22 protein-coding genes and 2 tRNA genes are annotated in these 25,490 nt (G+C 73.3%); 12 read left to right on the plus strand and 12 right to left on the minus strand.

From position 1 onward, the window contains the following. Positions 1 to 96 precede the first annotated feature (96 nt). Positions 97 to 1,101, minus strand: a complete 1,005-nt coding sequence (gene gap / locus AB0K37_RS26365) for a type I glyceraldehyde-3-phosphate dehydrogenase (protein ID WP_363985503.1) — start codon at positions 1,099 to 1,101, stop codon at positions 97 to 99. A gap of 234 nt (positions 1,102 to 1,335) precedes the next feature. Between gap and AB0K37_RS26370 the strand changes: the two genes are divergently transcribed. The 4 genes from AB0K37_RS26370 to AB0K37_RS26385 all read left to right on the plus strand — a co-directional run bounded on the left by AB0K37_RS26370 (position 1,336) and on the right by AB0K37_RS26385 (position 6,500). Beyond that, positions 1,336 to 2,052, plus strand: coding sequence for a hypothetical protein (locus AB0K37_RS26370; RefSeq protein ID WP_363985505.1), 717 nt, complete (start codon positions 1,336 to 1,338; stop codon positions 2,050 to 2,052). Continuing rightward, the gene (locus AB0K37_RS26375) at positions 2,049 to 3,359 is read left to right on the plus strand and encodes a hypothetical protein (RefSeq protein ID WP_363985507.1); all 1,311 of its coding nucleotides are present in this window, start codon (positions 2,049 to 2,051) and stop codon (positions 3,357 to 3,359) included. The genes AB0K37_RS26370 and AB0K37_RS26375 overlap by 4 nt, the downstream gene beginning before the upstream one ends. After that, a complete protein-coding gene (locus tag AB0K37_RS26380) occupies positions 3,349 to 4,572 on the plus strand; it encodes a hypothetical protein (RefSeq protein WP_363985509.1) in 1,224 nt (407 codons plus the stop codon). The genes AB0K37_RS26375 and AB0K37_RS26380 overlap by 11 nt, the downstream gene beginning before the upstream one ends. A gap of 77 nt (positions 4,573 to 4,649) precedes the next feature. Further along, positions 4,650 to 6,500, plus strand: a complete 1,851-nt coding sequence (locus tag AB0K37_RS26385) for a heparinase II/III family protein (RefSeq protein WP_363985511.1) — start codon at positions 4,650 to 4,652, stop codon at positions 6,498 to 6,500. A 227-nt stretch (positions 6,501 to 6,727) separates the two neighbouring features. Here the strand turns inward: AB0K37_RS26385 and whiA are convergent, their stop codons facing one another. The 4 genes from whiA to uvrC form a co-directional block, all read right to left on the minus strand. Continuing rightward, positions 6,728 to 7,708 (minus strand): DNA-binding protein WhiA, encoded by a 981-nt coding sequence (gene whiA, locus AB0K37_RS26390; RefSeq protein ID WP_179835305.1) that lies wholly within the window; start codon positions 7,706 to 7,708, stop codon positions 6,728 to 6,730. A gap of 61 nt (positions 7,709 to 7,769) precedes the next feature. After that, the gene (gene yvcK / locus AB0K37_RS26395; protein WP_363985513.1) at positions 7,770 to 8,738 is read right to left on the minus strand and encodes a uridine diphosphate-N-acetylglucosamine-binding protein YvcK; all 969 of its coding nucleotides are present in this window, start codon (positions 8,736 to 8,738) and stop codon (positions 7,770 to 7,772) included. Between the two features lie 52 nt (positions 8,739 to 8,790). Next, the gene (gene rapZ / locus AB0K37_RS26400) at positions 8,791 to 9,669 is read right to left on the minus strand and encodes an RNase adapter RapZ (protein ID WP_345184323.1); all 879 of its coding nucleotides are present in this window, start codon (positions 9,667 to 9,669) and stop codon (positions 8,791 to 8,793) included. Continuing rightward, positions 9,666 to 11,654 (minus strand): excinuclease ABC subunit UvrC, encoded by a 1,989-nt coding sequence (gene uvrC, locus AB0K37_RS26405; protein ID WP_363985515.1) that lies wholly within the window; start codon positions 11,652 to 11,654, stop codon positions 9,666 to 9,668. Before uvrC ends, rapZ begins: the two co-directional genes overlap by 4 nt. 170 nt (positions 11,655 to 11,824) lie before the next feature. Between uvrC and AB0K37_RS26410 the strand changes: the two genes are divergently transcribed. Then, complete coding sequence (locus AB0K37_RS26410) at positions 11,825 to 13,015, plus strand: mechanosensitive ion channel domain-containing protein (RefSeq protein ID WP_363985517.1); 1,191 nt, start codon at positions 11,825 to 11,827, stop codon at positions 13,013 to 13,015. Here the strand turns inward: AB0K37_RS26410 and AB0K37_RS26415 are convergent. The 4 genes from AB0K37_RS26415 to AB0K37_RS26430 all read right to left on the minus strand — a co-directional run bounded on the left by AB0K37_RS26415 (position 13,002) and on the right by AB0K37_RS26430 (position 17,982). Beyond that, the gene (locus AB0K37_RS26415) at positions 13,002 to 13,478 is read right to left on the minus strand and encodes a Rieske (2Fe-2S) protein (protein WP_363985519.1); all 477 of its coding nucleotides are present in this window, start codon (positions 13,476 to 13,478) and stop codon (positions 13,002 to 13,004) included. The genes AB0K37_RS26410 and AB0K37_RS26415 overlap by 14 nt on opposite strands. Before the next feature lie 94 nt (positions 13,479 to 13,572). After that, complete coding sequence (locus AB0K37_RS26420; protein ID WP_363985521.1) at positions 13,573 to 14,013, minus strand: Rieske (2Fe-2S) protein; 441 nt, start codon at positions 14,011 to 14,013, stop codon at positions 13,573 to 13,575. Positions 14,014 to 14,067: 54 nt separating this feature from the next. Then, on the minus strand, positions 14,068 to 16,905 hold the full coding sequence (gene uvrA, locus AB0K37_RS26425; RefSeq protein WP_363985523.1) for an excinuclease ABC subunit UvrA: 2,838 nt from the start codon (positions 16,903 to 16,905) through the stop codon (positions 14,068 to 14,070). A 285-nt stretch (positions 16,906 to 17,190) separates the two neighbouring features. Continuing rightward, positions 17,191 to 17,982 (minus strand): MBL fold metallo-hydrolase, encoded by a 792-nt coding sequence (locus tag AB0K37_RS26430; RefSeq protein WP_363985525.1) that lies wholly within the window; start codon positions 17,980 to 17,982, stop codon positions 17,191 to 17,193. Between the two features lie 70 nt (positions 17,983 to 18,052). Here AB0K37_RS26430 and AB0K37_RS26435 point away from each other — a divergent pair, with 70 nt between their 5' ends. The 3 genes from AB0K37_RS26435 (at position 18,053) to AB0K37_RS26445 (ending at position 19,446) form a co-directional block, all read left to right on the plus strand. After that, the gene (locus AB0K37_RS26435) at positions 18,053 to 19,261 is read left to right on the plus strand and encodes a maleylpyruvate isomerase family mycothiol-dependent enzyme (protein WP_363985527.1); all 1,209 of its coding nucleotides are present in this window, start codon (positions 18,053 to 18,055) and stop codon (positions 19,259 to 19,261) included. Next, positions 19,260 to 19,332, plus strand: a tRNA-Cys gene (locus AB0K37_RS26440). The genes AB0K37_RS26435 and AB0K37_RS26440 overlap by 2 nt, the downstream gene beginning before the upstream one ends. Positions 19,333 to 19,373: 41 nt before the next feature. Beyond that, positions 19,374 to 19,446, plus strand: a tRNA-Arg gene (locus AB0K37_RS26445). 40 nt (positions 19,447 to 19,486) lie between these two features. Here AB0K37_RS26445 and AB0K37_RS26450 read toward each other — a convergent pair. Continuing rightward, positions 19,487 to 19,927, minus strand: coding sequence for a hypothetical protein (locus AB0K37_RS26450; protein WP_363985529.1), 441 nt, complete (start codon positions 19,925 to 19,927; stop codon positions 19,487 to 19,489). A 188-nt stretch (positions 19,928 to 20,115) separates the two neighbouring features. Continuing rightward, complete coding sequence (locus AB0K37_RS26455; RefSeq protein WP_363985531.1) at positions 20,116 to 20,841, minus strand: TetR/AcrR family transcriptional regulator; 726 nt, start codon at positions 20,839 to 20,841, stop codon at positions 20,116 to 20,118. A 94-nt stretch (positions 20,842 to 20,935) separates the two neighbouring features. Between AB0K37_RS26455 and AB0K37_RS26460 the strand changes: the two genes are divergently transcribed. After that, on the plus strand, positions 20,936 to 21,985 hold the full coding sequence (locus AB0K37_RS26460) for an ATP-binding cassette domain-containing protein (protein WP_363985533.1): 1,050 nt from the start codon (positions 20,936 to 20,938) through the stop codon (positions 21,983 to 21,985). Then, a complete protein-coding gene (locus AB0K37_RS26465; protein WP_363985535.1) occupies positions 21,982 to 22,809 on the plus strand; it encodes an ABC transporter permease in 828 nt (275 codons plus the stop codon). Before AB0K37_RS26460 ends, AB0K37_RS26465 begins: the two co-directional genes overlap by 4 nt. 72 nt (positions 22,810 to 22,881) lie before the next feature. On the opposite strand, the gene AB0K37_RS26470 is transcribed toward AB0K37_RS26465, so the two are convergent. Further along, complete coding sequence (locus AB0K37_RS26470) at positions 22,882 to 23,769, minus strand: helix-turn-helix transcriptional regulator (RefSeq protein WP_363985537.1); 888 nt, start codon at positions 23,767 to 23,769, stop codon at positions 22,882 to 22,884. Positions 23,770 to 24,022: 253 nt separating this feature from the next. On the opposite strand from AB0K37_RS26470, the gene AB0K37_RS26475 reads away from it, so the two are divergent. Both AB0K37_RS26475 and AB0K37_RS26480 read left to right on the plus strand, forming a co-directional pair. Then, the gene (locus tag AB0K37_RS26475) at positions 24,023 to 25,039 is read left to right on the plus strand and encodes a zinc-dependent alcohol dehydrogenase family protein (RefSeq protein WP_363985538.1); all 1,017 of its coding nucleotides are present in this window, start codon (positions 24,023 to 24,025) and stop codon (positions 25,037 to 25,039) included. Positions 25,040 to 25,097: 58 nt separating this feature from the next. Then, positions 25,098 to 25,490 (plus strand): cupin domain-containing protein (locus AB0K37_RS26480; protein ID WP_363985540.1); only part of this gene is annotated, 393 nt, incomplete at its 3' end.

The following is a 25,490-nucleotide window of genomic DNA, read 5'->3' on the forward strand; positions in this document are numbered from 1 at the left end:
GATTTGCTATCGGGCGCCCTGGGTCGCGGGGTGTCCTCCCGCCCCCCCCCCCCCGGGGGCGCGGGGCCGCCCCCCCACGGCGGTGACGGGCTTCGGTTACAGCTGCGAGCCGACGAGCTTGACGAGGTCGACGAGGCGGTTGGAGTAGCCCCACTCGTTGTCGTACCAGCCGACGACCTTCACCTGGTCGCCGATGACCTTGGTCAGCCCGGAGTCGAAGATGCAGGACGACGGGTCGGTGACGATGTCGCTGGAGACGATCGGGTCCTCGGTGTAGGTGAGGTAGCCCTTCAGCGCCCCTTCGGCGGCCGTCCTGAACGCCTCGTTGACCTCCTCGACCGTCACGTCGCGGGACAGCTCGACGGTGAGGTCGGTGGCCGAGCCGGTCGGCACCGGGACGCGCAGGGCGTAGCCGTCCAGCTTGCCCTTCAGCTCCGGCAGCACCAGGCCGATCGCCTTGGCGGCACCGGTGGAGGTGGGGACCACGTTCAGCGCGGCGGCACGGGCGCGGCGCAGGTCCTTGTGCGGGGCGTCCTGCAGGTTCTGGTCCTGCGTGTAGGCGTGGACCGTCGTCATCAGGCCCTTCTCGATGACGAAGTTGTCGTGCAGCACCTTGGCCAGCGGGGCCAGGCAGTTGGTGGTGCAGGACGCGTTGGAGATCACCGTGTGGTTCGCCGGGTCGTACTTGTCCTCGTTGACGCCGAGGACGACGGTGAGGTCCTCGTTCTTCGCCGGCGCGGAGATGATGACCTTCTTGGCGCCGTTGTCGGCGTGCACCCGGGCCTTGTTCGCGTCGGTGAAGAAACCGGTCGACTCGACGACGATGTCGGCGCCGACATCGCTCCACTTGAGGTTCGCGGGGTCGCGCTCCTCGAAGGCCCTGATGGCCTTGCCGCCGACGACGATCTCGTTCTCGGTGGCGCGCACGTCCTCGGGGAAGCGGCCGAGGATGCTGTCGTACTTGAGCAACTGGGCGAGCGTGGCGTTGTCGGTCAGGTCGTTGACCGCCACGACCTCGATGTCGGCCCCGGACGCCTTCACCGCGCGGTAGAAGTTGCGGCCGATCCGGCCGAACCCGTTGATGCCTACTCGGATGGTCACGGAACCGCTCTCCTCGTACGTCGTATCGCCCGGTGCCAGCCGGGCTCACCTACGGTCGATCCGGGGTCATCCCCCACCTCAGACCCTATCCAATGACCCACGAGTAGCCCGACACCGGTTTCGTGGGATCCACGGGTGAGCCCGTCTCCCCCGGTAGGGGGACATCCCTCCTTTCACGACATAGCACGATCATCACTACACTCCGGGGCCATGTGGCGCGGGTGGTCTGTTCTGTTGGCGGGGCTGGTGGGGGCCGTGCTGCTCGGCGGACCGGCCGGGGCGGCGCCCGCCTCGGACCGCGCCGGACCGGCGAACCGCGCGGACGCCATCGCCGCCGCGCTCCGCCGCGACCCCGTGTACGTCACCGACCACGCGCCCCGCGCGCTGCCCCCGGACGCCGCCGCGCGGATCAGGGCATCCGTCGCCCGGCTCGGCGTTCCCGTGTACGTGGCGGTGACGCCGGTTACGGGCCTCGGTCCGCAGAACCCGTCTGAGTCCTTCGCGGCGCTGCTGCGCGACCGGCTCGGCAAGGACGGCGTCTACATCGTGGTCCCCCCGTCCGGCGGCGGCGGTGAGATCCGCCAGTTCGGCGACGTCCGCGGCCTCCCGATCGACGACGCCTGGTCGGCCGCGGAATCCGAGACCGCCTACGACGCCGGTGCTCCGGCGATGATCGCGCGCTTCGTGGACATCGCCCTGTCGGGACACGCCAGGGAGCGCCGCGACCATCCGCGCCCGAGACCGGAGTCGAAGGTCCGCAAGGCCCTGGACGCCGACGACGCGGCCGACCGGCGGGCGGCCCGCGTCGAGTGGGGCGTGTTCGCGGGCGGCACCGCGCTGAGCGGCGGCTCGATCCTCGGCCTGCTGGTCGGGCGCCGCGTCCGGTCGGCGAGGAAGGCGGCGGCGCCGAAAAGGCCGCCGCGCAAGAGCACCAGGAAGGCGCGCGGATGAGGCGGCTCTCTGCAATGCTGCGGTTCCCGGCGGTGCTCGCCGCGCTCGTGCTCGCGGTGGTCCCCGGCGCCGCCGCGGCCGACGAGCCACCCCCGCACGCCTACCAGAGGCTCGACCGGGTGGGCGCCGCCCTGGCCAGGGATCCGCTGTTCGTCGACCCGGACGTGGCGCAGGCGCTCGGCGCGCCCGACCGCGCCCGCCTCCGCGCGGCCCTCGCCGCGGCGGCGAAACGGCTCGGCACGCCGGCGTACGTCGTGGTGATCCCGAACCCGAGCCAGTCGGAGTCGCAGGGACGCGACGACGCGTTCCTGTTCATGCTGCACGAACGCTCGCGCCGCGACGGCCTCTACGTGATGGCCGACGGGCACGGGCATCTGGAGTCCGAGGCGTTCAACGTCCCGCGCCGGGGCCTGTCCCCGTGGGACGAACTGGACGAGGAGGACGCGCCGGGCGCCGCGAGGCCCGCCGACTCCGAGCGCCCGTTCGACGGGCTCGCCGACCGGATCGTCCGGCGGCTCGACGGCTACGCGGCGGCGCCCTCGGCGTCCCCCACCATGCCCCGGCTGTACTCCAGCCCGGACCCGTTCGGGCAGGAGAACACGCTGACGCCCGACGAGCCGGAGATCAAGGCGCCCCTGCTGACCGGGCTCCTGCTCGCCGGGCCCGCGGCGGCCGCGGTCCTCTACTGGCTGGGCCTCGGTGTGCTGGCGCTGCGCCGGGGCAGGACATCGCGCTCCCCCGAGCCGCGGCAGGCCAGGGTGTACGCCCGGGCGCGCACGAAGCCGAGCCTGCGCTGGCTGCGCCGGCACGCGGCCAAGGATCTGGAGGCGCTGCGCCGCCTGCTCGCCGAGGCCGGCGGCGAGCGGGGACGCGACTACGCCGTCTCCGCCTACGACGCCGCCCAGATCCTCTACGACGACGCCAAGGACGACGAGAGCAGGGCGATCGACCTCGTCGGCGTGATCGTGCTGGCCCGCCAAGGGCAGATCGCCCTGGTCCAGGACGTCGCGTCACCGCCGGCCCCGTGCCTGGTGAACCCGCTGCACGGCAGGTCGGTCGTGCGCAAGCGCGTCCGGAAGCTGGAGAAGGAGCACGGCGACGCCCTGCCGAGGCAGTGCCCGCTCTGCGTGTCCTGCCGGAACCTCGACAGCAGGCACGCACTCGACGAGCGGCGCCTCCTCCTGATCCCCGGTCCGGACGGCCACCGCCCGCACACCCTCGTTCCGGGCGTATGGCGCGAGACGGCGTGGGGCGCCCACGGCAAGACCTTCCTCCCCCGTGTGATGAGGTACCTCGGTGTTGACTGAACCGTCCCCCGGCGAGCGGCTGGCCGCCGCCCTGCGCCGCTCCCCCGTCTACGTCGACCCGTCCCTGGCGTCCGCGCTCCCAGCGGCGGCCCGCCGCGAGCTCATCGCCAAGCTCCGCAAGGCCCCCGCGCCCGTCTTCGTCGTGCTGGTCCCCATCGTCAAGGGCGGGACGTGGACGGACGACGAGCAGCTCGCGACCGTCGTGCACGACCGCCTCGGCCGCGACGGGATCTTCATCACCTTCGACGACGACTCCCAGGACCTGAGGGCGCGCGAGTGGGGCGGCGACCACCGGGCCGACCGCGCCGCCTGGGCGGTCGCCCTGGACCGCGCCATGGACGACGCGCCGCTCGCCGCCCGGCTGTCGCGCGTCGCCGACCTCATCGTCTCCGGGACCGGCCAGCAGGAGTACGACCGGGTCTCCGCCGAGATCGACAAGCGCTACAAGGCCCGGCACGGCACCGCGCCGGGCGAAGGCGGCGCGGACGGGAACGGGGCGGACGGGGGCGGGCTCGCGCTGCCCCTCGGCGCCGGGGCGGCGGCCGCGGCCGCCGCTGGGGTCGCCGGGTTCCTGCTGTGGCGGCGGCGCCGCATGGCCTCCGTCCGCCGCGAGGGCGAAGGGCTGCTGATGCCCCGCACCGTGTTCGCCACGGCGCACCGCGCCACCGAGGACCAGCTCCGCGAGCAGGCGTCCCGCGAGGTCATCGCGTTCGGGGAGCTGCTGGACGACAGCACCGTCCCGACCTCCGGCGAGCGCGCCCGCGCCCTGGTGGCCCGCGCCCTGGACGCCTACCAGGCCGCGGGGAAGACCCTCGACGCGGCGCGGGGCGTCCCCGACCTGGCCGGCGTCCTGGTCCTTCTCGACCAGGGCCGCGACGCCCTGGCCTCCGCGCAGGCGGTCGCGAAGGGCCGGTCCGAGATCCCGCCCGTCCCGCTGTGCTTCTTCAACCCGCTCCACGGCGACGCGACCAGCGAACTCGACTGGCGGCCCGTCGGCTCCCGCAGGCGGCTGAGCGTCCGGACCTGCCGCGCGTGCGCCCGCGCGGCCCGCGACAAGCGCGCCCCCGAGGTCCTCACCGACCGCCGCGACGGTCGGGAGGTCCCCTACTACGAGGCCGACCCGTCCGGCAGCGTTTGGGCCGAGACCGGCTACGGCCAGCTCCGCGACGACCTCATCGAGCGCGTGCTGCGAGGCGACAACGCCCCCCGCTGACCGCACGCCCCGATTGTTTACCGTCCCTTCACCGGTGGCCGTCCGGCGGCAGAGCGCTTCGCGTGTGTGGTGGGACTGTGGCCCATCGATCCCGGAGAGGCGCCCGCGGCGCGGGCTGCGCCGCGCTCCTGCTGTCGCTGTCGTGCGGCTGCCACGGCGGCGTCCCGTCCGCCGCGCCCGTGACCGCCCGTGCCGCGGCGCGGGCGGTCTGCCTCGGCTACAACGGCCTGGACAGGGTCAACCCGGCGGCGCAGGTCCGCGCGGGCCGGTTCGCCACACCGAAGGTCGCTCCCGTCCGCGTCGCCGACGGGACGGACGTGGACTGGGGCCTGGCCCCGCACGGCGACCGGTCGTGGCAGCTCTGGTTCCACTCCCTCGAATGGCTCGGCGGCCTCATCGGGGAGTACGAGCGGACCGGTGACCGGGCCGCGCTGCGAACGGCCGCGGCCATCGCCCGGGACTGGCTCGCCGACAACGCCCGCCCCGAGCGGTTCCCCGAGCGCCGGCGCGAGGCGATCGACCAGGCCGCCAAGTTCCGCCTCGCCACCCTCGTCTGCCTCCGCAGGCACCTGACCGGACGGTGGCTGGACGAGGCCATCGCGGCCCACGCGCGGTGGCTGGCCCGCCCCGAGCACTACTCGGGACCCTGGAACCACGGGACCGACGAGTCGATGACGCTCATGACGGCGGGCTGCGGCATCGGCCGGCCAGACCTCGCGGAGCTCGGCCACCGGCGCCTGCTCGACGCGGTCCTCGCCCCGCCCGGCGGCGCGCGGCCGGCCATCGACGACGAGGGCGCCGGGAACGAGCAGTCCGCGCACTACGCCGTCTACAACCGGAGCCGTTGGCGGCTCGCCTTCCGGGTGATGCGCGAGTGCGGCCGTCCCGTCCCCGCCGAACTCGTCCGCCGGCACAAGCTGATGGACGAGTTCATCGCCTTCCAGACCACACCCGGTAGAGACCTGCTCCAGATCGGCGAGTCGGAGGCGTCCAGAGCCTCCGACATCGACTCACCCGGGACGGGCCCGCTCAGATACGTCGCGACGCAGGGCGCGGAAGGCGTCCCGCCGAAGGAGAGGGCGCGCGTCTACCGCGCCGGGTACGTGGTGGGCAGGTCCGGCTGGGGCCGGGAGGGCCGCTCCTTCGCCGAGGAGATGTCCTACACGGCGCGCTTCGGACCGGGCCGGTACGCGCACGGGCAGGACGACCACATGGCGCTCACCTTCCATGCGCTCGGCCGTGACATCCTCGTTCCGAGCGGTCACATCGGCTACAGCGACACGACCTGGCGGAAGTGGCTGGCCTCGCCGGAGGCGCACAACACGCTCGTGGTGCGGGGCGTGCCGTTCCGCGAGAACGCGGCGACGGCGCTGGTCGCGCACGAGTTCCGGCACGGCGCCGACACGTTCCGGTTCTCCGACACCGCCTTCGCCGAGACGACCCGCTTCCGCTCGGTGCTCGCGGCCTCCGATCCCGACGCCGTCGCCGTGCTGGACGAGGTGCGCTCCGCCGCCCCCCGCTCCGTTGAGCAGCTCTGGCATCTGCCCGCGGCGTTCACCGCCGTTCCGGCCGGCCCCGACGCCGTCGCCACCGCGGGCCCCGTCCGCGTCTACTTCATCCGGTTACCGCTCCCCGGCACCACAGGCGGACCCGCGACGGTCACCCGGGGCGCCCTCGACCCGCCGCAAGGCTGGATCGCCCCCGCCACCCGCAAGAGACTCCCCGCCCCGGTGGTCTCCTTCACCGCACGAGGCGGAACCCCACCGGCCCGCGTACTGACCCTGATCGCACCCGTCCGCGGTGAAGGACGCCCAAGAATCCAGACCCGCACACTCCCAGACGGAACACTCCACGTAGAGGCGGCCTTCTCCGCTCACAATCTGGCCTTCGAGGCGACCCCCGACGGCACCCTGCGCCGCCTCCCCTGACTCCACGCTCTCGGACGGGCCACGCCCCGACGCTCTTGGAGTCGGCCTGAGCGAGGGCGCGGGTCGGGCGGCCGGAAGGCGCTCTGGCGCCTGGAGGTCGCACGACCCGCCGAGCCGGGCGACCGGAGCGACACGTCACGAACCCGCACGGGCCCAGCACACCAGCACCGTGGCGTGAGGATCGCCCGGCTCGCAACGGGGGGATTGGGGGGTCGCCCCCCTGGGAATTACTGCGCGAGCATGTCGGCGGTGAGGTTGGCCTCGGTGCCGGGGATGCCCTGGTCGCCGGCGCGCTTGTCGGCCATGGCGAGGAGGCGGCGGATGCGGCCGGCGATGGCGTCCTTGGTGAGGGGCGGGTCGGCGAGCTGGCCGAGCTCTTCCAGAGAGGCCTGCTTGTGCTCCAGGCGGAGGCGGCCGGCGTTGACGAGGTGCTCGGGGGCGTCGTCGCCGAGGATCTCCAGGGCGCGGGCGACGCGGGCGCCGGCGGCGACGGCGGCGCGGGCGGAGCGGCGCAGGTTGGCGTCGTCGAAGTTGGCGAGGCGGTTGGCGGTGGCGCGGACCTCGCGGCGCATCCGGCGCTCCTCCCAGGCCAGGACGCTGTCATGGGCGCCGAGCCGGGTGAGCAGGGCGCTGATCGCGTCGCCGTCGCGGACGACGACGCGGTCGACGCCGCGGACCTCGCGGGCCTTGGCGTGGATCTTCAGGCGGCGGGCGGCGCCGACGAGGGCGAGGGCGGCCTCGGGGCCGGGGCAGGTCACCTCCAGCGACATGGAGCGGCCGGGTTCGGTGAGGGAGCCGTGCGCGAGGAACGCGCCGCGCCAGGCCGACTCGGCGTCGCAGGCGGCGCCGGCGACCACGTGCCGGGGCAGTCCGCGGACGGGCCGGCCGTTGTTGTCGATGAGGCCGGTCTGCCGGGCGAGCGACTCGCCGTCCCGGAAGACGCGCACGACGTAGCGGTTGCCCTTGCGCAGGCCGCTCGGCGCGAGCACGACGACCTCGGAGGTGTGCCCGAACACCTCCGAGATGTCCTTGATCAGCCGCCTCGCCGCCACACCGGTGTCGATCTCGGCCTCGATCACGATGCGGCCGCTGACCAGGTGCAGGCCGCCCGCGAACCGCAGCAGCGTCGAGACCTCGGCCTTGCGGCAGCACGGCTTCAGCACCGTGAGCCTGCTCAGCTCGTCCTTGACCACACCGGTCATCGCCATCTGATGAACCCTCCCCCTATCGGACTTCCAGCAGTCTGGCCGATCCCGGCCGCGCCGGTCGTCACTCGGTGAATATCTGTACGAAGGCTTGGGCCAGACGGGCGGGTTCATGACGCGGTGATCCGTCGTCGGCGGCGACGTCGGCCAGCACGAGACGTCCGCCGAGGTCCTTGACGGCCTTGTCGAGGGCGTCAGGGTCGTCCACGACCCCGCGGTCGGCGATGACGACGTCCACGCGCAGGTCGGGCGCGTGCGCCTGCAGCACCTCCAGGTGGGTCTGCGGCGAGAAGTCGTCGGTCTCGCCGGGCTGCTGCGCGAGGTTCAGCGCGACGACGCGGCGGGCGCGGGAGGTGGTGAGGGCGCGGGCCAGCGCGGGCACCTTCAGGTGCGGCAGGACGCTGGTGAACCACGAGCCGGGGCCGAACACGATCCAGTCGGCGTCGTCGACGGCGGCGAGGGTCTCGGGGCAGGCGGGCGGATCGGCCGGCACCAGAGACACGCCGAGCACGCTGCCGGGCGTCCTGGCGCACGCGACCTGGCCCTTGACATGGGTGATCTCGTCGGGCCTGGCGGGGTCGGCGCCGCGCACCTCGGCGACGATGTCCATCGGGACGGCCGCCATCGGCAGCACGCGGCCGTGCGCGCCGAGCAGCCGGCCGACCCAGTCGAGCCCGGCGACGGTGGAGCCCGGCGAGGCGCCGTCGCCGCCGAGCAGCTCCCACAGCGCGACGATGAGCAGGTTGCCGACGGCGTGGCCCTGCAGGTCGCCCTCGTTGCGGAAGCGGTGCTGGACGACGTCCCGCCAGGTCTGGCCCCACTCGTCGTCGCCGCAGAGGGCGGCGAGCGCCATCCGCAGGTCGCCGGGCGGCAGCACGCCGAGCTCGCGGCGCAGCCGGCCGCTGGAACCGCCGTCGTCGGCGACGGTGACGATCGCGGTCAGCCGGTCGGTGACGCGGCGCAGCGCCGACAGCGACGCGTAGAGGCCGTGGCCCCCGCCGAGCGCGACGACCTTCGGGCCGAGGGGCTTCACCGTGCCGTTTCTCTCCTCGTCCGGGACTCCCGCCGGGTCCCGGCGCGGTCCGTCATTCGCGGCCGAGGTCACGATGGGCGACCTGCACCTCGATGCCCTCGTCCCGCAGCCGGGCGGCGATCTGTTCCGCCATGGCAACACTACGGTGTTTTCCACCGGTGCATCCCACGGCAAGCGTCACGTAGTGCTTGCCCTCGCGTTCGTACCCGTCGGCGAGGAGCCGCAGCACCTCAGCGTAGGCGTCCAGGAACTCCTTGGCGCCGCGCTGCCCGAGGACGTAGTCGCGGACGGCGGCGTCGCGGCCCGTCTTCGGCCGCAGCTCCGGCACCCAGTGCGGGTTCGGCAGGAACCGGCAGTCGACGACGAGGTCGGCGTCGACCGGCAGGCCGTACTTGTAGCCGAACGACACGACGGTGGCGCGCAGGCTGGACTCGCCGCTGTCCGTGCCGAAGAAGCCGATGATCTTGTTGCGCAGCTCGTGCACGTTGAGGCCGCTGGTGTCGATCACCAGGTCGGCCTCGGCGCGGACCTCGCGGACCAGGTCGCGCTCGCGGGCGATGCCGTCCACCAGGCGGCCGTCGCCCTGCAGCGGGTGGGGGCGGCGGACGCTCTCGAACCGGCGCACGAGGTCGGCGTCGCCCGCCTCCAGGAACACCACGCGCGGGTGGACGCCACGGGCCTCCAGCTCGGCGATCGAGGAGTGCAGGTCGTCGGTGAACGCGCGGCTGCGGACGTCCACGACGACGGCGATGCGCGGCACCGCGTCCTTCACCCGGCCGCCGAGGTCGGCCATCGTGGCCAGCAGCCCGGGCGGCAGGTTGTCGACCACGAACCAGTCGAGGTCCTCGAGCGACTTGGCCGCGGTGCTGCGGCCCGCCCCGGACATGCCGGTGACGATCACGATGTCCGGGATCTTGGTCTCGCTGGTCATCCGCTTCTCCCCCTGTGCTCCCCGTCGTCCCCGCCGGGTCCCTCGCCCCCGCCGCCCGGCGGCGCGGCGCCGCCGTGCAGCGCCGCCACGATGCTCTCGGCGCTGCGCATGCCGATTCCCGGGACCTCGGCGACCTGCGCGGGCGTCGCGTCCTTCAGCCGCTTCAGCGACCCGAAGTGCTTCAGCAGCGCCGCGCGGCGCGCCGGACCCAGACCAGGAACGTTATCGAGTTCGCTGACCGTCATGGACTTGGACCGCCGCTGCCGGTGGAAGGTGATGGCGAACCGGTGCGCCTCGTCGCGGACCCGCTGGACGAGGAACATGCCCTCGCTGTTGCGCGGCAGGATCACCGGGTCGCCCTCGCCGGGGAGCCAGAGCTCCTCCAGCCGCTTGGCGATCCCGCACACCGCGATGTCGTCGACGCCGAGCTCGTCGAGGGCGCGCTGCGCGGCCGCGACCTGTGGAGGGCCGCCGTCGACGAGGACCAGGTTGGGCGGGTAGGCGAACTTGCGCGGCCGCCCGGTCTCCGGGTCGATCGGCTGGTGCGCGCCCTCCTCCGGGTCTCCGAGGGAGTCGAGCTCGCCGGTCTTCTCGCTCTCGGCCAGGTAGCGCCTGAACCGGCGCGTGATGACCTCGTGGATCGAGCGGACGTCGTCCTGCCCCTGCACGGCCTTGATCGTGAACCGGCGGTACTCGCTCTTGCGGGCCAGGCCGTCCTCGAACACGACCATGGACGCGACCACGTCGGTGCCCTGCAGGTTGGACACGTCGTAGCACTCGATCCGCAGGGGCGCGTCGTCGAGCTCCAGGGCCTCCTGGAGCTCCTGCAGCGCGCGGCTGCGGGTGGTGAGGTCGGAGGCGCGGCGCGTCTTGTGCTGCTTGAGCGCCTCGTGGGCGTTGCGCGCCACCGTCTCCAGCAGGGTCCGCTTGTCGCCGCGCTGCGGGACGCGCAGCCGGACGGGCCCGCCGCGCTGCTCCGACAGCAGCTCGGCCATGGCCTCCTCCTCGGGCGGCAGGGCCGGGACGAAGACCTCGCGGGGCACCGACTCGCTCTCGCCGTAGATCTGGATGAGGAAGTGCTCGACCAGGTCGGCGGTGGTGACGTCCTCGACCTTGTCGACGACCCAGCCGCGCTGCCCGCGGATGCGGCCGCCGCGCACGTAGAACACCTGGACGGCCGCCTCCAGCTCGTCCTCGGCGAAGGCGACCATGTCGCAGTCGGTGCGGTCGGGCAGCACGACCGCCTGCTTCTCCAGGGCGCGCTCCAGGGCGCGGATGTCGTCGCGGAGCCGGGCGGCGCGCTCGTACTCCTGGGACGAGGCGGCCTCGCGCATGTCGCGTTCGAGGCGCTTGATGAACCGGGTGGTGTTGCCCGCCATGAAGTCGCAGAAGTCCTCGGCGAGCAGCCGGTGCTCCTCCGGCGAGACGCGGCCGACGCACGGCGCCGAGCACTTGCCGATGTAGCCGAGCAGGCAGGGGCGGTCGAGCTGGTGCTGCCGCTTGAACACGCCGGCGCTGCACGTGCGGACGGGGAAGACGCGCAGCAGCTGGTCGACCGTCTCCCGGATCGCCCACGCGTGGGAGTACGGCCCGAAGTAGCGCACGCCCTTGCGTTTGGCGCCCCGCATCACCATCACCCTCGGGAAGTCCTCGTTCAGGGTGACGGCGAGATAGGGATAGGACTTGTCGTCGCGGTAGCGGACGTTGAACCTGGGGTCGAACTCCTTGATCCAGGAGTACTCCAGCTGGAGGGCCTCGACCTCGGTGCCGACGACCGTCCAGTCGACGCGCGCGGCGGTCTGCACCATCGTCTGGGTGCGGGGGTGCAGGGCGGAGAAGTCGGCGAAGTAGGAGTTCAGCCGCGAGCGCAGGTTCTTGGCCTTGCCCACGTAGATGACCCGGCCGTGCTCGTCGCGGAACCGGTACACCCCCGGGGATTCCGGGATGGAGCCGGGTGCGGGTCGGTAGGTCGCCGGATCTGCCACGCTCGAAAGCCTAATGGGCGGCACCGACACGCCGTGCCCCCGCGCGGCCGGCACCCCTCGCCGATCCGGAGAGTGACGTAGATCTCTCCCTTCCGCCCGGATGTTCGCAAACCATGCGGAAAGGGAGGGTCAAACGGATTCCACGGATCCGGAAGGGGGTCGTTGCGCACGTGTCCGCGCTCTGGGCTTGGATCATCCTGGCCGCCGTCGTCGGCACGTCGGTGATCGTCGTGGAGGCGGGCCGCCGACTCGTCGCGGGCCGGCTGTCGCACCGCTGGCCCGGCGCCGGCCGGGTCGCCCGGCGCTGCACCGCGCCCGCCTTCGCGTTCGCGGTGGTGGTGAGCTCCAGCACCGCGATGCCGTACCAGTTCATCGGCGGGCACGCCGAGGACGTGGTCCGGCACGCGATGCGGATCGCGGCGATCGGCGCCTCCACGTGGCTGGTGCTGCGAATCGGGTACGCGCTGAGCGACCCGCCGCTGGCGCGGCTGATGCGGATCGAGGGCGAGCGCAACCGGCGGGCCCGGCGGGCCCGCACCCAGATGCTGCTGCTGCGCCGCATCGCCGCCGTCATCATCGTGGTGCTCGCCGTCGGCGCGGCCCTGTTCACCTTCCCCGCCGTGCGGGCGGTCGGGGCGGGGGTGCTGGCCTCGGCGGGCGTCGCCGGCCTGGTGGTCGGCATCGCGGCGCGGCCCACCCTCGGCAACCTGCTGGCCGGGCTGCAGCTGGCGTTCAGCGACGCGCTGCGCCTGGACGACGTCGTCGTCACGCAGGGCATCTGGGGCCGGGTCGAGGAGCTGACGCTGTCCTACGTCGTCCTGCAGCTCTGGGACGACCGGCGCATGATCTTCCCGGTGTCGCACTTCACCGAGCAGCCGTTCGAGAACTGGACGCGGCACTCCAGCCGCCTGCTCGGCTCGGTCGAGCTCCACGTGGACTGGACGGTCCCGGTCGAGGACCTGCGCGCCGAGCTGTACTCGGCGCTGAAGGAGAACCCGCTGTGGGACCGGCGGGAGTGGATGCTGCAGGTGGTGGACGTGCTGCCGAGCGGCCTCGTCACGGTGCGCGCGCTGATGAGCGCCGCCGACTCGGCGAGCACCTGGGACCTGCGCTGCGACGTGCGCGAGCACCTGGTCTCCTACATCCGCGACCGCCACCCGGAGGCCCTCCCCCGCCTCCGCGTCGGCCCCGAACCGGTCGTGGACGGCGCCGAGGCGGGCGTGGACGGCGCCGAGGCGGGGGCCGGCGACCCGCCCCCGGCCACCGAGGACGAGGTGGCGGAGGGGCGGCACGCGGACGGCGCCCGGGCCGTCCCCCGCGAGGACGGCCCGGCGCGCGCGAAGTCGCTCAGGCGAGCATGATCTTTCCGCCCTGGACGGTGACCTTCTTCGCCGCCAGGGGCTCGTCGGCGGGCGGGCTCGCCACCGACCCATCCGTGATCTTGAACTTGCTGCCGTGGCAGGGGCAGTTGATCGTGCCCCCGGACACCGATCCGACGCTGCATCCCCGGTGGGTGCAGGTCGCGGAGAACGCCGTGAACTCGCCCTGGCGGGGCTGGCAGACGACGACCTTGGCGTCCTCGAACACCTTGCCGCCACCGACGGGGATCTCGCCCACCGAGGCCAGCGCCGCGCCGGCCCCGCCACCGTCACCCCCGGAGCCGGCTCCGCCCCCGTCGTCGCCCGACCCGCCGCACGCCGCCGCCAGCCCGGCCACGCCCGCGAGTCCGGCGCCGATGAGCAGCCCCCTGCGGGTGCCGCCCGCGGAGCCGTCCCCCGGCGTGAGCTCCGTTCCGTCCGCCTGCGCCTCGGACCTGTGTGGCATCCTCGCCCCTCCGATGACCTCTGTCGGTTCCTGTCCGTCACCGGAAAGCACGGATGCGCGAGCACGTCGGTTCAACACCGGCCCGACTCGATGATCAGGTGACGACGATGCCGCCGCCCTCGGCCCGCACGGGGTACTCCCTGAGCGGCTCCTTCGCCGGACCGCGCTGCACCGAGCCGTCGGCGATCCTGAACTCGCTGCCGTGGCAGTAGCACTTGATCAACCCGTTCGAGACCCCGCCGACCGTGCAGCCCTGGTGGGTGCACACCGCCGTGAACGCCTTGTAGGCGCCCTGGCTCGGCTGGGTCACCACGACCTTCTCGTCGCCGTAGACCTTGCCGCCGCCGACCGGGATGTCGGCGGCCTTCGCGATCTGCTTGCCCTTGAGGTCCTCGACGGGCTTGGTCCCGCCTCCGGACGCGCACCCCGCGAGGGCCGCGGCGCCGAGCGCCCCCGTCCCGCACAGCACCGCACGCCGGCCGACTCCCCCGCTCCCGGCGGCCTCGGCGGCCCCGGGCGTCACTTCGTCTTCCATGGCTCCATCCTGGTGGACGGCCTCACCCGTCCCGCACCGACCCGCTCCGGGGACTCAGACGAGGAGCTTCTTGAGGAACTGGCCGGTGTGGCTGGCCTCGACCTCGGCGACCTCCTCGGGGGTGCCGGTCGCGACGACCGTGCCGCCGCGCGAGCCGCCCTCGGGGCCCATGTCGATGATCCAGTCGGCGGTCTTGATGACGTCGAGGTTGTGCTCGATGACCAGGACCGTGTTGCCCTTGTCGACCAGGCCGTTCAGCACGCCGAGGAGCTTGCGGATGTCCTCGAAGTGCAGGCCGGTGGTCGGCTCGTCCAGCACGTAGATGGTGCGGCCGGTGGAGCGCTTCTGCAGCTCGGACGCCAGCTTGACGCGCTGCGCCTCGCCGCCCGACAGGGTCGGGGCGGGCTGGCCGAGCCGGACGTAGCCGAGGCCGACGTCGTTCAGCGTCTTCAGGTGCCGGTGGATCGCCGTGATCGGCTCGAAGAACTCCGTGGCCTGCTCGATCGGCATGTCGAGCACCTCGGAGATCGTCTTGCCCTTGTAGTGGACCTCCAGGGTCTCCCGGTTGTAGCGGGCGCCGTGGCAGACCTCGCACGGGACGTAGACGTCCGGCAGGAAGTTCATCTCGATCTTGATGGTGCCGTCGCCGGAGCAGTTCTCGCAGCGGCCGCCCTTGACGTTGAAGGAGAACCGGCCGGGCTGGTAGCCGCGCACCTTCGCCTCGGTGGTCTGCGCGAACAGCTTGCGGATGTGGTCGAACACGCCGGTGTAGGTCGCCGGGTTGGACCGCGGGGTGCGGCCGATCGGCGACTGGTCGACGTGCACGACCTTGTCGAGCTGGTCGACGCCGTTGACGCGCTTGTGCTTGCCGGGGACGGTCTTCGCCCCGTTCAGCTTCTTCGCCAGCGAGTTGTAGAGGATGTCGTTGACCAGGGTCGACTTGCCGGACCCCGACACACCGGTCACCGCGGTGAGGACGCCGAGCGGGAACGCGACGTCGACGTCGCGCAGGTTGTTCTGCTGCGCGCCCTTGACGGTGACCTCGCGCCCCCTGGTGCGGGGCCGCCGGATCTGCGGGACGGCGATCTCGCGGCGGCCGTCCAGGTAGGCGCCGGTGAGGGACCGCTCGGACTTCTTCAGGTCCTCGACCGTGCCGGAGACGACGATCTCTCCGCCGTGCTCGCCCGCGCGCGGGCCGATGTCGACGATCCAGTCGGCGGCGGCGATGGTGTCCTCGTCGTGCTCGACGACGATCAGGGTGTTGCCCATGTCGCGCAGCCGGAGCAGCGTCTCCAGCAGCCGGTGGTTGTCGCGCTGGTGCAGGCCGATGGACGGCTCGTCCAGCACGTACAGGACGCCGACCAGGCCGGAGCCGATCTGCGTCGCCAGCCGGATGCGCTGGGCCTCCCCGCCGGCGAGCGTGGCGGACGCCCGGTCGAGGGTCAGGTAGTCGAGGCCGACGTCCAGCAGGAAGCCGAGCCGGGCGTTGATCTCCTTGAGGACGCGCTCGGCGATGTGCGTCTCGCGCTCGTTCAGTTCGAGCGCGAGCAGGAACTTCGCGGCCTCGCCGATCGGCATCGCGGCGACCTCGGCGATCGACATCCCGCCCATGGTGACGGCCAGCACGACCGGCTTCAGCCGGGCGCCCTCGCACGTCGGGCACGGGATCTCCCGCATGTAGCCCTCGAAGCGCTCCCGGCTGGAGTCGCTCTCGGACTCGGCGTGGCGCCGCTGGATGTAGGGGACGACGCCCTCGTAGGCCGTGTAGTACGACCTCGTGCGGCCGTAGCGGTTCTTGTAGCGGACGTGGACCTGCGTCTCGTGCCCGTTGAGGATCGCCTTGCGCGCCTTGGCGGGCAGCTTGTCCCACGGGGTGTTCAGGTCGAAGCCCATCGCGTCGCCGAGCGCCGACAGCAGCCGCAGGAAGTAGTCGCTGACGTGCCCGCCCGACCACGGCTGGATCGCGCCCTCGCCGAGCGAGAGCTCCCCGTCGGGGACGACGAGCTCGGCGTCGACCTCCATGCGCGTCCCGAGGCCGGTGCAGTCGGGGCAGGCGCCGTACGGCGAGTTGAACGAGAACGAGCGCGGCTCCAGCTCCTCGAACGACAGGTCGTCGTAGGGGCAGTAGAGGTGCTCGGAGTACATCCGGGTGCGGTGCTCGTCGTCCTCGGGCAGGTCGACGAAGTCGAGGACGATCGTGCCACCCGCCAGGCCGAGGGCCGTCTCGACCGAGTCGGCGAGCCGCTGCCGGGCGGAGTCCTTCACCGAGAGCCGGTCGACCACGACGGAGATGTCGTGCTTCTCCTGCTTCTTCAGCCGGGGCGGCTCGTCCAGGCGGACCATCTGCCCGTCGACCAGCGCCCGCGAGTAGCCCTTGGACTGCAGCTCGCGGAACAGCTCCAGGTACTCGCCCTTGCGGCCGCGGATCACCGGGGCCAGCACCTGGAACCGGGCGCCCTGCTCCAGTTCCAGCACCCGGTCGACGATCTGCTGCGGCGCCTGCCGGCTGATCGGCCGGCCGCACTCGGGGCAGTGCGGGTGCCCGATCCGGGCGTAGAGCAGCCGCAGGTAGTCGTACACCTCGGTGATCGTCCCGACCGTGGACCGGGGGTTCTTGCTGGTCGACTTCTGGTCGATCGAGACCGCCGGGGAGAGCCCCTCGATGAAGTCGACGTCGGGCTTGTCCATCTGCCCGAGGAACTGCCGGGCGTAGGCCGACAGCGACTCGACGTACCGGCGCTGCCCCTCGGCGAAGATCGTGTCGAAGGCCAGGCTGGACTTCCCGGAACCCGACAGACCGGTGAACACGATCATGGAGTCCCGCGGGAGGTCGAGCGAGACGTCCTTCAGGTTGTGCTCGCGTGCTCCACGCACGATGAGTCGGTCATGCACGTTCTTCCGGTTCCTCTTCTGGGCGCGGCGATCTGCGTATACGGCTCGGTACCAAGGCTAGCCACGGGGCGCGACAGCATCCCCCGGCTTCTCAACAGCGGCGCTCGCCGCTGCATTTCATGACGCTACCCGGCCGGTCCGAGCGGTCGGGACGGCACCATCGCACCGTACACGTGTTCGAACGCCGCCCGCCACCGGAACGCCACCGCCACCGGAACGCCGCCAGGGCGGCGCCCCTTCCGACCACCCGGAACGCGCTCCGCTCGCGGTGGCGGCGGCCCGCGGTCACTCGTCGTCGAGGGCGTGGGAGAGGTAGCGCTCGGCGGAGCGGCGGACGGCCTCCTTCCCGCCGCTGTAGACGATCTTCTTCCACCAGGCGCCGTAGACGCGGTCGAAGTCGTAGGGCTCCAGGAGGCGCAGGGCGCGGCGGACCGTGCGGGGGCGCTCGGGGATGTAGTTCGGGTAGGAGTACATGAAGCTCACCCAGTCGCGGTCGTTGACGACCTGCACGATGTCGCCCGAGAAGAGGGCGCGGGCGTCGCGCCAGTGCAGGACCTGGCCGCCCGCGAAGTGGACGCCCGCGTTGATCAGCGTCAGGCCGTCGGCCAGCTCGAGGGTGTCGCCCGACCAGAAGGCGACCGCGTCGTCCGGGCGGGCCACCCAGCGGCGGTCGGCCTCGTGGATGTACACGGGGGCGTCGAACGTCCGCGCCCACTCGATCATGGTGCCGTAGTAGTGCGGATGGCTGATCGCGATCGCGGAGACGCCGCCGAGGTCGTTCACCCGGCGGACCAGCTCGTCGTCGATGTGAGTGACCATGTCCCACAGGACGTTGCCGGACGGGGCGCGCAGGAGGAGGGCGCGCTGGCCGATGGCGATGGACGGCTCCGCGCCGATCCCGACGACGCCCGGGCCCTCCTCGGCGACGCGGCCGCGGTGGCCGGCGCGCAGTTCCTCCAGGGTCGTCCACCGCTGGCCCTCCCAGCCGACGTACTGCCGCTCGTCCTCGCAGATCGGGCAGTCGGGGCGGGGCCCGGCGTACTGGACGCCGCAGGTGACGCAGATCGGAAACTCCATGATCACCATTGTCTGGCGCGGGCCGGGCCCGTGCGACAGGATGGAGCGTCCTTTTCGCCGAGGAGGGGTCATGGACTGGCGCGACGTGATCGACGAGCTGGACGCGGGCGTGGAGCGGATCGCCGCCACGCTGGAGGGGCTGCCCCCCGACGACCTGCGGGGCGCGTCGGGGCTGCCGGGGTGGAGTCGCGGGCACGTGGCGACGCACATCGCACGCAACGCCGACTCCCTGTGGAACCTGCTCGAGGGGGCGCGCACGGGGACGGAGATCCCGCAGTACCCGAGCCTGGAGCGGCGCGACGCCGACATCGCCGCGGGCGCCGGCCGCTCCCGCGACGAGCTGGTCGCCGACGTCCGGGCGACGCAGGCGCGGTTCTCCGAGCAGGCCCGGTCGCTGCCCGCGAGCGCGGCGGAGGCTCCGGTGCGGGCGATGGCGGGCTGGCCCCATCCTGCCTGGTACACGGTGTTCCGCCGCTGGAACGAGGTGGAGGCCCACCACGCCGACCTGGCCGCCGGGTACGGTCCGGCCGACTGGCCGGAGCCCTACGTCCGGTGGTCCGCGGCGGCCACGCTGGCGGACCTGGCGGCGCTGCCGGGCCGGCTCCTCGGGGAGCCGGCCGGGCTGCGGATCACCGCGACCGACTCCGGCGAGACCGCCGATCTCGGCTGGGCGCCGGGCGGCCCGGAGGCGTCCGGCTCCGGGCGGGCGCTGCTGGGCTGGCTGAGCGGACGGTCGGACGGCGCGGGCGTGCACCTCCGCCCGGACGGTCCCCTGCCCGTGCCGCCGCCCTGGCCGTATCCTCGCCCAGCGTGCCGAGCGTCCCGCCGGTCGCGGGCTCGGTCACCTCGAACACGCCGCCGTCCCCGGCCGCCGCCCAGCCGCCGTCGAAGATCTTCCCGGTCCACACACCGGGGTCGAGCAACGTCATCGTTCCTCCTCGCCAAGGGGGGTGCCCGCACAGAAACTCCCACCCTCGCCAGGCACGGCGCACGCCGGAACATCATCGTTCCGCTCAGTGGAAACCGCCGGGCGGAAAACCCGTTGCGGCGCCTCCCCGCGCAGGGCAGTCTGATCGCACGGCACCCGCACGGGCCCTGCGAGGGCGGGCCCCGGCGATGGAAGGGAGGGACGGGAGATGACCCGATGTCGCCGCGCACGCACCGCACCCCGGCCCCGACCCGCCGGCCGGACGCCCCGCTGACCCCCGGCGTCCCGTCCGCTCCCCGCGAGGGGGCGGCTCCGTTCCTCTCACCGGCCTGCGAGGGCCGGCTCCCGTGACGCCGTGGCCGAGCGGTTCAGGCGGCGGTCCGCAAAACCGTCTCACGTGGGTTCGAATCCCACCGGCGTCTCCCGTCCCGCCCCCGCTGTCACCCTGGGGGCGGGACCCCGACTCCCCGTAGCTCAGCGGACAGAGCGCCGGCCTCCGAAGCCGGAAGCCGCAGGTTCGATTCCTGCCGGGGAGACGCCGCAGCACCCGACGTGCGCCGGGCGCCCGCGCACAGGTCAGCGGCCCCCGAGCGCCTCCGCCCCGCGCGCCGGGCCCGGCGCGGGCGGCCACACGAACACGTGGGCGTACCAGGCGCCCGCGTCGCCGCGCACGGGCCGCCTGCCGTAGGTGACGGCGATCGCGGCGACGTTCCGGCCGCGCTCGGCCTCCCCGCCGGGCCGCAGGATCTCGCCCAGCAGCAGCCGGACCGGCTCGTGCAGCTCCAGCCGCAGCACCAGCGACCCGCCCCGGAGCGCCCCCGCCCGCGCCACCGCGTCCTGGATCAGCGGCGCCAGCCGGTCGGTCAGGTTCGCCGCCGCCGGGCCGAGCCCCCACACGTGCAGGGCGCCCTGCACGATCCCGCGGACGCTGGCCGCCGCGGCGCGCCCGCTCGGCAGCGGCCACCGGCCGCTGTGCAGGGCCGGTCGCGGAGTGTCGTGGGTGGGAATGACGGTCATGTGCCTCTCCGATCACGAACGAGCTGCGGGCCTTGAGGCCCCCGGGCCGGCCGCGCCGGCCCGAACGCAATCGTCACCTCGCCGGGTTCGTGCCCCGCCCGGCCCCCGCTCATGCGCCCCTCCCGCCGATCCCCGCCCCCGTGTGACCGGCCCGGGCGCCCGGCCCGGGCGCCCGGGGGCGTGGCCGGTCAGGAACGGGCGGGCAGGGCGCCGGCGATGCAGTCCAGGACGCGCTCCAGCCCGTACCGGAACTGGTCGTCGCCGGACATGTGGGGCAGGCGCGCGTCCTTCACGATCCGCTCGAACATCGGATACCTGCCGGTGTCGAGCAGCTCGCGGACGTAGGGGGCGCTCTGCATCATCCAGCGCTCGGGCGTCATCCCGCTCTGGCGCATCTCGCGCATCCACTCGATCTCGCCGCGCACCGTGCGCTCGACGTAGCCGTTCAGCATGTCCAGCAGGATGAGGATGTCGTCGATCGGGATCCCGACGTCCAGGGCGCCGAAGGCGAACTCCAGCAGCCGCAGCCGGTTGGGGCCGAACGTGGCGCGCGGCCGGTGCAGGCCCACCAGCCAGGCGTGCCCGCTCCACACCGCGCGGGTGTTCTCGGCGATCAGCGTCAGGTCGGCGCGCCAGTCCCCGCTCGGCCGCTCGGGGATGTCCATCTCCAGCAGGACATGGTCGACCATCAGGTCGACCAGGTCGTCGCGGGAGGGCACGTAGCGGTACAGCGACATCGCGCCGGTGCCGAGGTCGGCGGCGATGCGGCGCATCGAGGCCGCCTCCAGCCCCTCGGCGTCGGCGATGCGGATCGCCGCCTCGGTGATCTGGGCGCGGCTGTAGGCGGGGCGCGGCCCCCGGCCCTGCCGCTCGGGGACCGACCAGATGCTGACGTGCTGCTCGCCGCCTGTCAACGGACCTCCTCGTGACTCTCCCGAGCATCCTAGTTGCGTACGTCGTACTCAGTTGTCTACCGTAGCTGCGTACAACGTACCCAGAGGAGGGGTTGTGACCGACGAACCGATCGTGCTCGCCGAGGGGCTGCGCAAGCGCTTCGGCGACACCCAGGCCCTGGACGGCCTCGACCTGGCCGTCCCCGCCGGCACGGTCTGCGGGGTCCTCGGCCCCAACGGCGCGGGCAAGACCACCGCCGTGCGGATCCTGGCCACGCTCGCCGACGCCGACGCCGGGCACGCCCGCATCGCCGGCCACGACGTCGCCCGCGACCCCGACCGGGTCCGCGCCCGCATCGGCCTGGCCGGCCAGTACGCCGCCGTCGACGAGAAGCTCACCGGACGCGGCAACCTGCGCATGTTCGGCCGGCTCTACCACCTGCCCCGCCGCGAGGCCCGCCGCCGCGCGGACGAGTTGCTGGAGCGGTTCGGGCTCGCCGAGGCCGCCGACCGGCAGGTCGCCGGCTACTCCGGCGGGATGCGCCGCCGCCTCGACCTGATCACCAGCCTGATCCTGCGGCCCCAGGTGCTGTTCCTGGACGAGCCCACCACCGGCCTGGACCCCCGCAGCCGCGGCGAGATCTGGGACGCCGTCCGCGGCCTGGTCGCCGACGGCACCACCGTCCTGCTCACCACCCAGTACCTGGACGAGGCCGACCGGCTCGCCGACGACATCGCCGTCGTCGACCACGGCCGCGTCATCGCCACCGGCACACCCGACCGCCTCAAGGCCTCCGTCGGCGACCGCCTCGACGTCGTCCTGGACGACCCCGCCGCCGCCGGCCGCGCCGCCGCGCTCCTGCGCACCCTCACCGGCAGCCACCCCGCCCTGGAAGGCGAACGCCTCTCGGTGCCGCTCACCGCCGGATCGGTGCGCCTGGCCGACGTCGTCCGCGAACTCGACCGCGCCGGCATCACCGTCGGCGACGTCGGGCTGCGCCGCCCCACCCTCGACGAGGTCTTCCTGCGCCTCACCGGCAGCACCCCCGCCACCGACACCCCCAGCACCAGCACCCCTGACACCGGCACCCCTGACACCGGCGCCCCCGCTGGGGCGGTCCGCACCGCCGACCCCGCCGAGCGCCGCGAGGAGACCGTCCGATGACCGTCCTCACCGCCCCCGACTCCCGCGCCGGACGCCTGCGCTGGGCCCTCACCGACGGCCTCACCCTCATCGGCCGCGAACTCGGCCGCATCCGCCAGGAACCCGGCGAGCTCATCGCCGCCCTGATCTTCCCCGCGGTCATGGTCGTGCTGTTCGGGTACGTGTTCGGCAGCGCCATCTCCGTCCCCGGCGGCGGCAACTACCGCGAATACCTGATGCCCGGCCTGTTCGCCATGGTCACCTTCACCTCCACCATGGCCGTCACCATGCGCGTCGCCACCGACGCCTCCCGCGGCGTCATGGACCGGTTCCGCTCCATGCCCATGGCCCGCTCCGCCGTCCCGTTCGGGCAGACCGGCGCCGAGATCCTCAACGGCGTCCTCGGCATGGCCATCATGGCCGCCGCCGGCCTCGTCGTCGGATGGCGCGCCCACAACGGCCCCTGGCAGACCGCCGAGGCGTTCCTGCTGCTGGCACTGATGCGGTACGCACTCAGCTGGGCCGGCTGCTACCTCGGCCTGGTCGTCAAGAACGAGCAGACCGCCGACCAGCTCATCCCCCTGGTCTTCCCGGTCACCATGCTGTCCAACTCCTTCGTCCCCACCGACGGCATGCCGAAGGTCCTGCAGGTCATCGCCGAATGGAACCCCGTCAGCGCCCTCACCGCCGCCTGCCGCGAACTGTTCGGCAACCCCGGCGCGCCCGCCGGCGACCCGGCCTGGCCCCTCGCCCACCCCGTCCCCGCCACGATCGGCTGGGCGCTGCTCCTGCTCGCGGTGTTCGCGCCCCTGTCCGTGCGAACCTACCGCGTCCGCGGCCGCTGACCCCGCCGCGCCCGCCGCCGGACGATCCGTCGTCCGGCGGCGGGCGCGCGTGATCGTTCAGTCCGGGGACGGTCAGGCGCCCGGGTTCGGCGCGGGGGAGGAGGTCTGGGGAGTGGCGGCCCAGGAGGCGAGCAGGCGCAGGCCCTCCTCGGAGGCGGACCCGGGCTCGGCCGTGTAGATGGTGAGGGTGAGGCCGGGCTCGGCGGCCATCTCCAGACCCTCGTAGGCGAGCGTGAGGTCGCCGACGACCTGGTGGTGGAAGCGCTTGGTGCCGCTGCCGTGGTGGCGCACGTCGTGGGCGCCCCAGCGGGTGCGGAACGCGTCGCTGCGGGTGGACAGCTCACCGACGAGGTCGTGCAGGTCCTTGTCGTGCGGGTTGCGGCCGGCCTCGGTGCGCAGGATCGCGACGGTGACGTCGGCGGCCTGGTCCCAGTCGGGGTAGAAGCGGCGCGCGGCGGGGTCCAGGAAGGTGAAGCGGGCCAGGTTCGCCTGGTTGCCGGGAGTGGCGTAGACGTCGGTGTAGAAGGCGCGGGCGAGCTGGTTGGCGGCGAGGATGTCCAGGCGGCCGTTGCGGACGAACGCCGGCCCCGCCGTGACGGCGTCCAGGGCCCACTGCAGGCTGCGGTGCGGCTTCCACTGGCCCTTGGGGCGGCGGCGCGGACGGGTGAGGGCCTCGGTGCCGTCGGCGGCCTGAGCCAGGTTCAGCAGGTGGGCGCGTTCGGCGTCGTCGAGCCGCAGGGCCCGGGCGAGCGCCTCCAGGACGGCCGGGGAGACGCCCGCGAGATTGCCGCGTTCCAGCTTGGCGTAGTACTCGACGCTCATGTCGGCCAGCGCCGCGACCTCGGTGCGGCGCAGCCCCGGCACCCGGCGCCGCGAACCCGGCGGCAACCCGGCCTGCCCAGGAGTGATCTTCGCGCGCCGCGAGGTCAGGAACTCGCGGACCTCTTCACGGTTGTCCACACCTCGACGCTACGCGCTGCCCGCGGCCGCAGGGATGTACTGCTGGTACACCCTTCGACGGTGCCTCGCTACGCGCGCCGAGCCGCGGTTACCTGGAGCCGTGGTGCTCCTGCCGCAGGCGAAGAACATGACGGCAGGGGCCCCGCGCCCGGCCCGAGCGTGGTTCGCCACCTGGCGCGCCGGGCATCCCACAGCACTCGGCGCCGCCCGTGCCTCTGGCGCGGCCGCGCCACTGAAGCAAAGGAACCTCTTCATGCGCGGAGCAGTGATCCACGCCCCCGGCGACATCCGTCTCGAGACCCTGGACGACCCGAAGATCCTCCACCCCACCGACGCGGTCATCCGCACCGCGGTGACCTGCGTCTGCGGCTCGGACCTGTGGCCCTACCGCGGCGCCGAGCCGACCGGCGCGGCCCACCCCATGGGCCACGAGTACGTCGGCTTCGTGGAGGAGGTCGGATCCGAGGTGACCTCGGTGAAGCCGGGCCAGTTCGTCGTCGGGTCCTTCGCGACCTCGGACAACACCTGCGCGAACTGCCGCAACGGCTTCCAGTCGAACTGCCTGAACCGGGAGTTCATGAGCACCTGCCAGGCCGACTACGTCCGCATCCCCAACGCCCAGGGCACCCTCGTGGCCACCGACGGCCTGCCCGACGAGAAGTTCTGGCCGGGGCTGCTGGCCGTCTCCGACGTGATGGGCACCGGCTGGTGGGCCGCCGACGCCGCCGAGGTCAGGCCCGGCTCCACCGCCGTGGTCGTCGGCGACGGCGCGGTCGGCCTGTGCGCGGTGATCGCCGCCCGGGAGATGGGCGCCGAACAGATCATCGCCATGTCCCGGCACGAGCCCCGCCAGAAGCTCGCCCGCGCGTTCGGCGCGACCGACGTCGTCACCGAGCGCGGCGAGGACGGCGTGGCCCAGATCAAGGAGCTGACCGGCGGGATCGGCGCCGACAGCGTGCTGGAATGCGTCGGCACCGCCGAGGCGATGCGCCAGGCCCTGCACTCGGCGCGGCCGGGCGGCAACGTCGGCTTCGTCGGCGTCCCCCACGGCGTCGAGCTCGACGGGCAGGAGCTGTTCTTCTCCCACGTCGGCCTGCGCGGCGGCCCCGCCCCCGTGCGCCGCTACCTGCCCGACCTGATCGACCGCGTCCTGACCGGCCGGATCGACCCGGGCCCCGTCTTCGACCTCACCCTCCCCCTCGACCAGGTCGCCGAGGGCTACCGGGCGATGGACGAGCGCCGCGCCGTCAAGGCCCTCCTGCGGCCCTGACACCCCCCCGCACGGACGCGCCGGCCCATCCCACGACACCCGCAGACAAGGAACGGCCATGCAGATCACGCGAAGCTCCATCGACACCGCCAAAGGCCCCGCGGACTGGTTCACCGGCGACGTCTACATCGACGCCGTCGCCGCCGCGCCCGCCCCGTCCCACGTCACCGCCAACCTGGTCCACTTCATGCCGGGGGCACGCACCCACTGGCACCGCCACCCGCTGGGCCAGACCGTCTTCGTCACCGAAGGGATCGGCCTGTGCCAGCGCCGCGGCGGGCCGGTCGAGGTCATCCGGCCCGGCGACCGCGTGCTGTTCGAGGCCGACGAGGAGCACTGGCACGGCGCCGCACCGAACCGGCTCAAGGAGGCCGCCGAAGGGCTCGGCCTTCTGCTGGAGGAGATGCCCGCGGGCCGGATGGACGTCCTGCCCGGCGGCCTGGGCAACACG

The sequence above is a fragment of the Actinomadura sp. NPDC049753 genome (genome assembly GCF_040674655.1).
GTDB classification, from domain to species: domain Bacteria; phylum Actinomycetota; class Actinomycetes; order Streptosporangiales; family Streptosporangiaceae; genus Spirillospora; species Spirillospora verrucosospora.

Coding starts and splice junctions, on each gene's coding strand:
- AB0K37_RS26375 (WP_363985507.1), top strand. CDS start 2,049: ATGAGGCGGCTCTCTGCAATGCTGCGGTTCCCGGCGGTGCTCGCCGCG.
- whiA (WP_179835305.1), bottom strand. CDS start 7,708: ATGGCGATGACCGGTGTGGTCAAGGACGAGCTGAGCAGGCTCACGGTG.
- rapZ (WP_345184323.1), bottom strand. CDS start 9,669: ATGACCAGCGAGACCAAGATCCCGGACATCGTGATCGTCACCGGCATG.
- AB0K37_RS26415 (WP_363985519.1), bottom strand. CDS start 13,478: ATGCCACACAGGTCCGAGGCGCAGGCGGACGGAACGGAGCTCACGCCG.
- AB0K37_RS26420 (WP_363985521.1), bottom strand. CDS start 14,013: ATGGAAGACGAAGTGACGCCCGGGGCCGCCGAGGCCGCCGGGAGCGGG.
- AB0K37_RS26430 (WP_363985525.1), bottom strand. CDS start 17,982: ATGGAGTTTCCGATCTGCGTCACCTGCGGCGTCCAGTACGCCGGGCCC.
- AB0K37_RS26435 (WP_363985527.1), top strand. CDS start 18,053: ATGGACTGGCGCGACGTGATCGACGAGCTGGACGCGGGCGTGGAGCGG.
- AB0K37_RS26450 (WP_363985529.1), bottom strand. CDS start 19,927: ATGACCGTCATTCCCACCCACGACACTCCGCGACCGGCCCTGCACAGC.
- AB0K37_RS26465 (WP_363985535.1), top strand. CDS start 21,982: ATGACCGTCCTCACCGCCCCCGACTCCCGCGCCGGACGCCTGCGCTGG.
- AB0K37_RS26475 (WP_363985538.1), top strand. CDS start 24,023: ATGCGCGGAGCAGTGATCCACGCCCCCGGCGACATCCGTCTCGAGACC.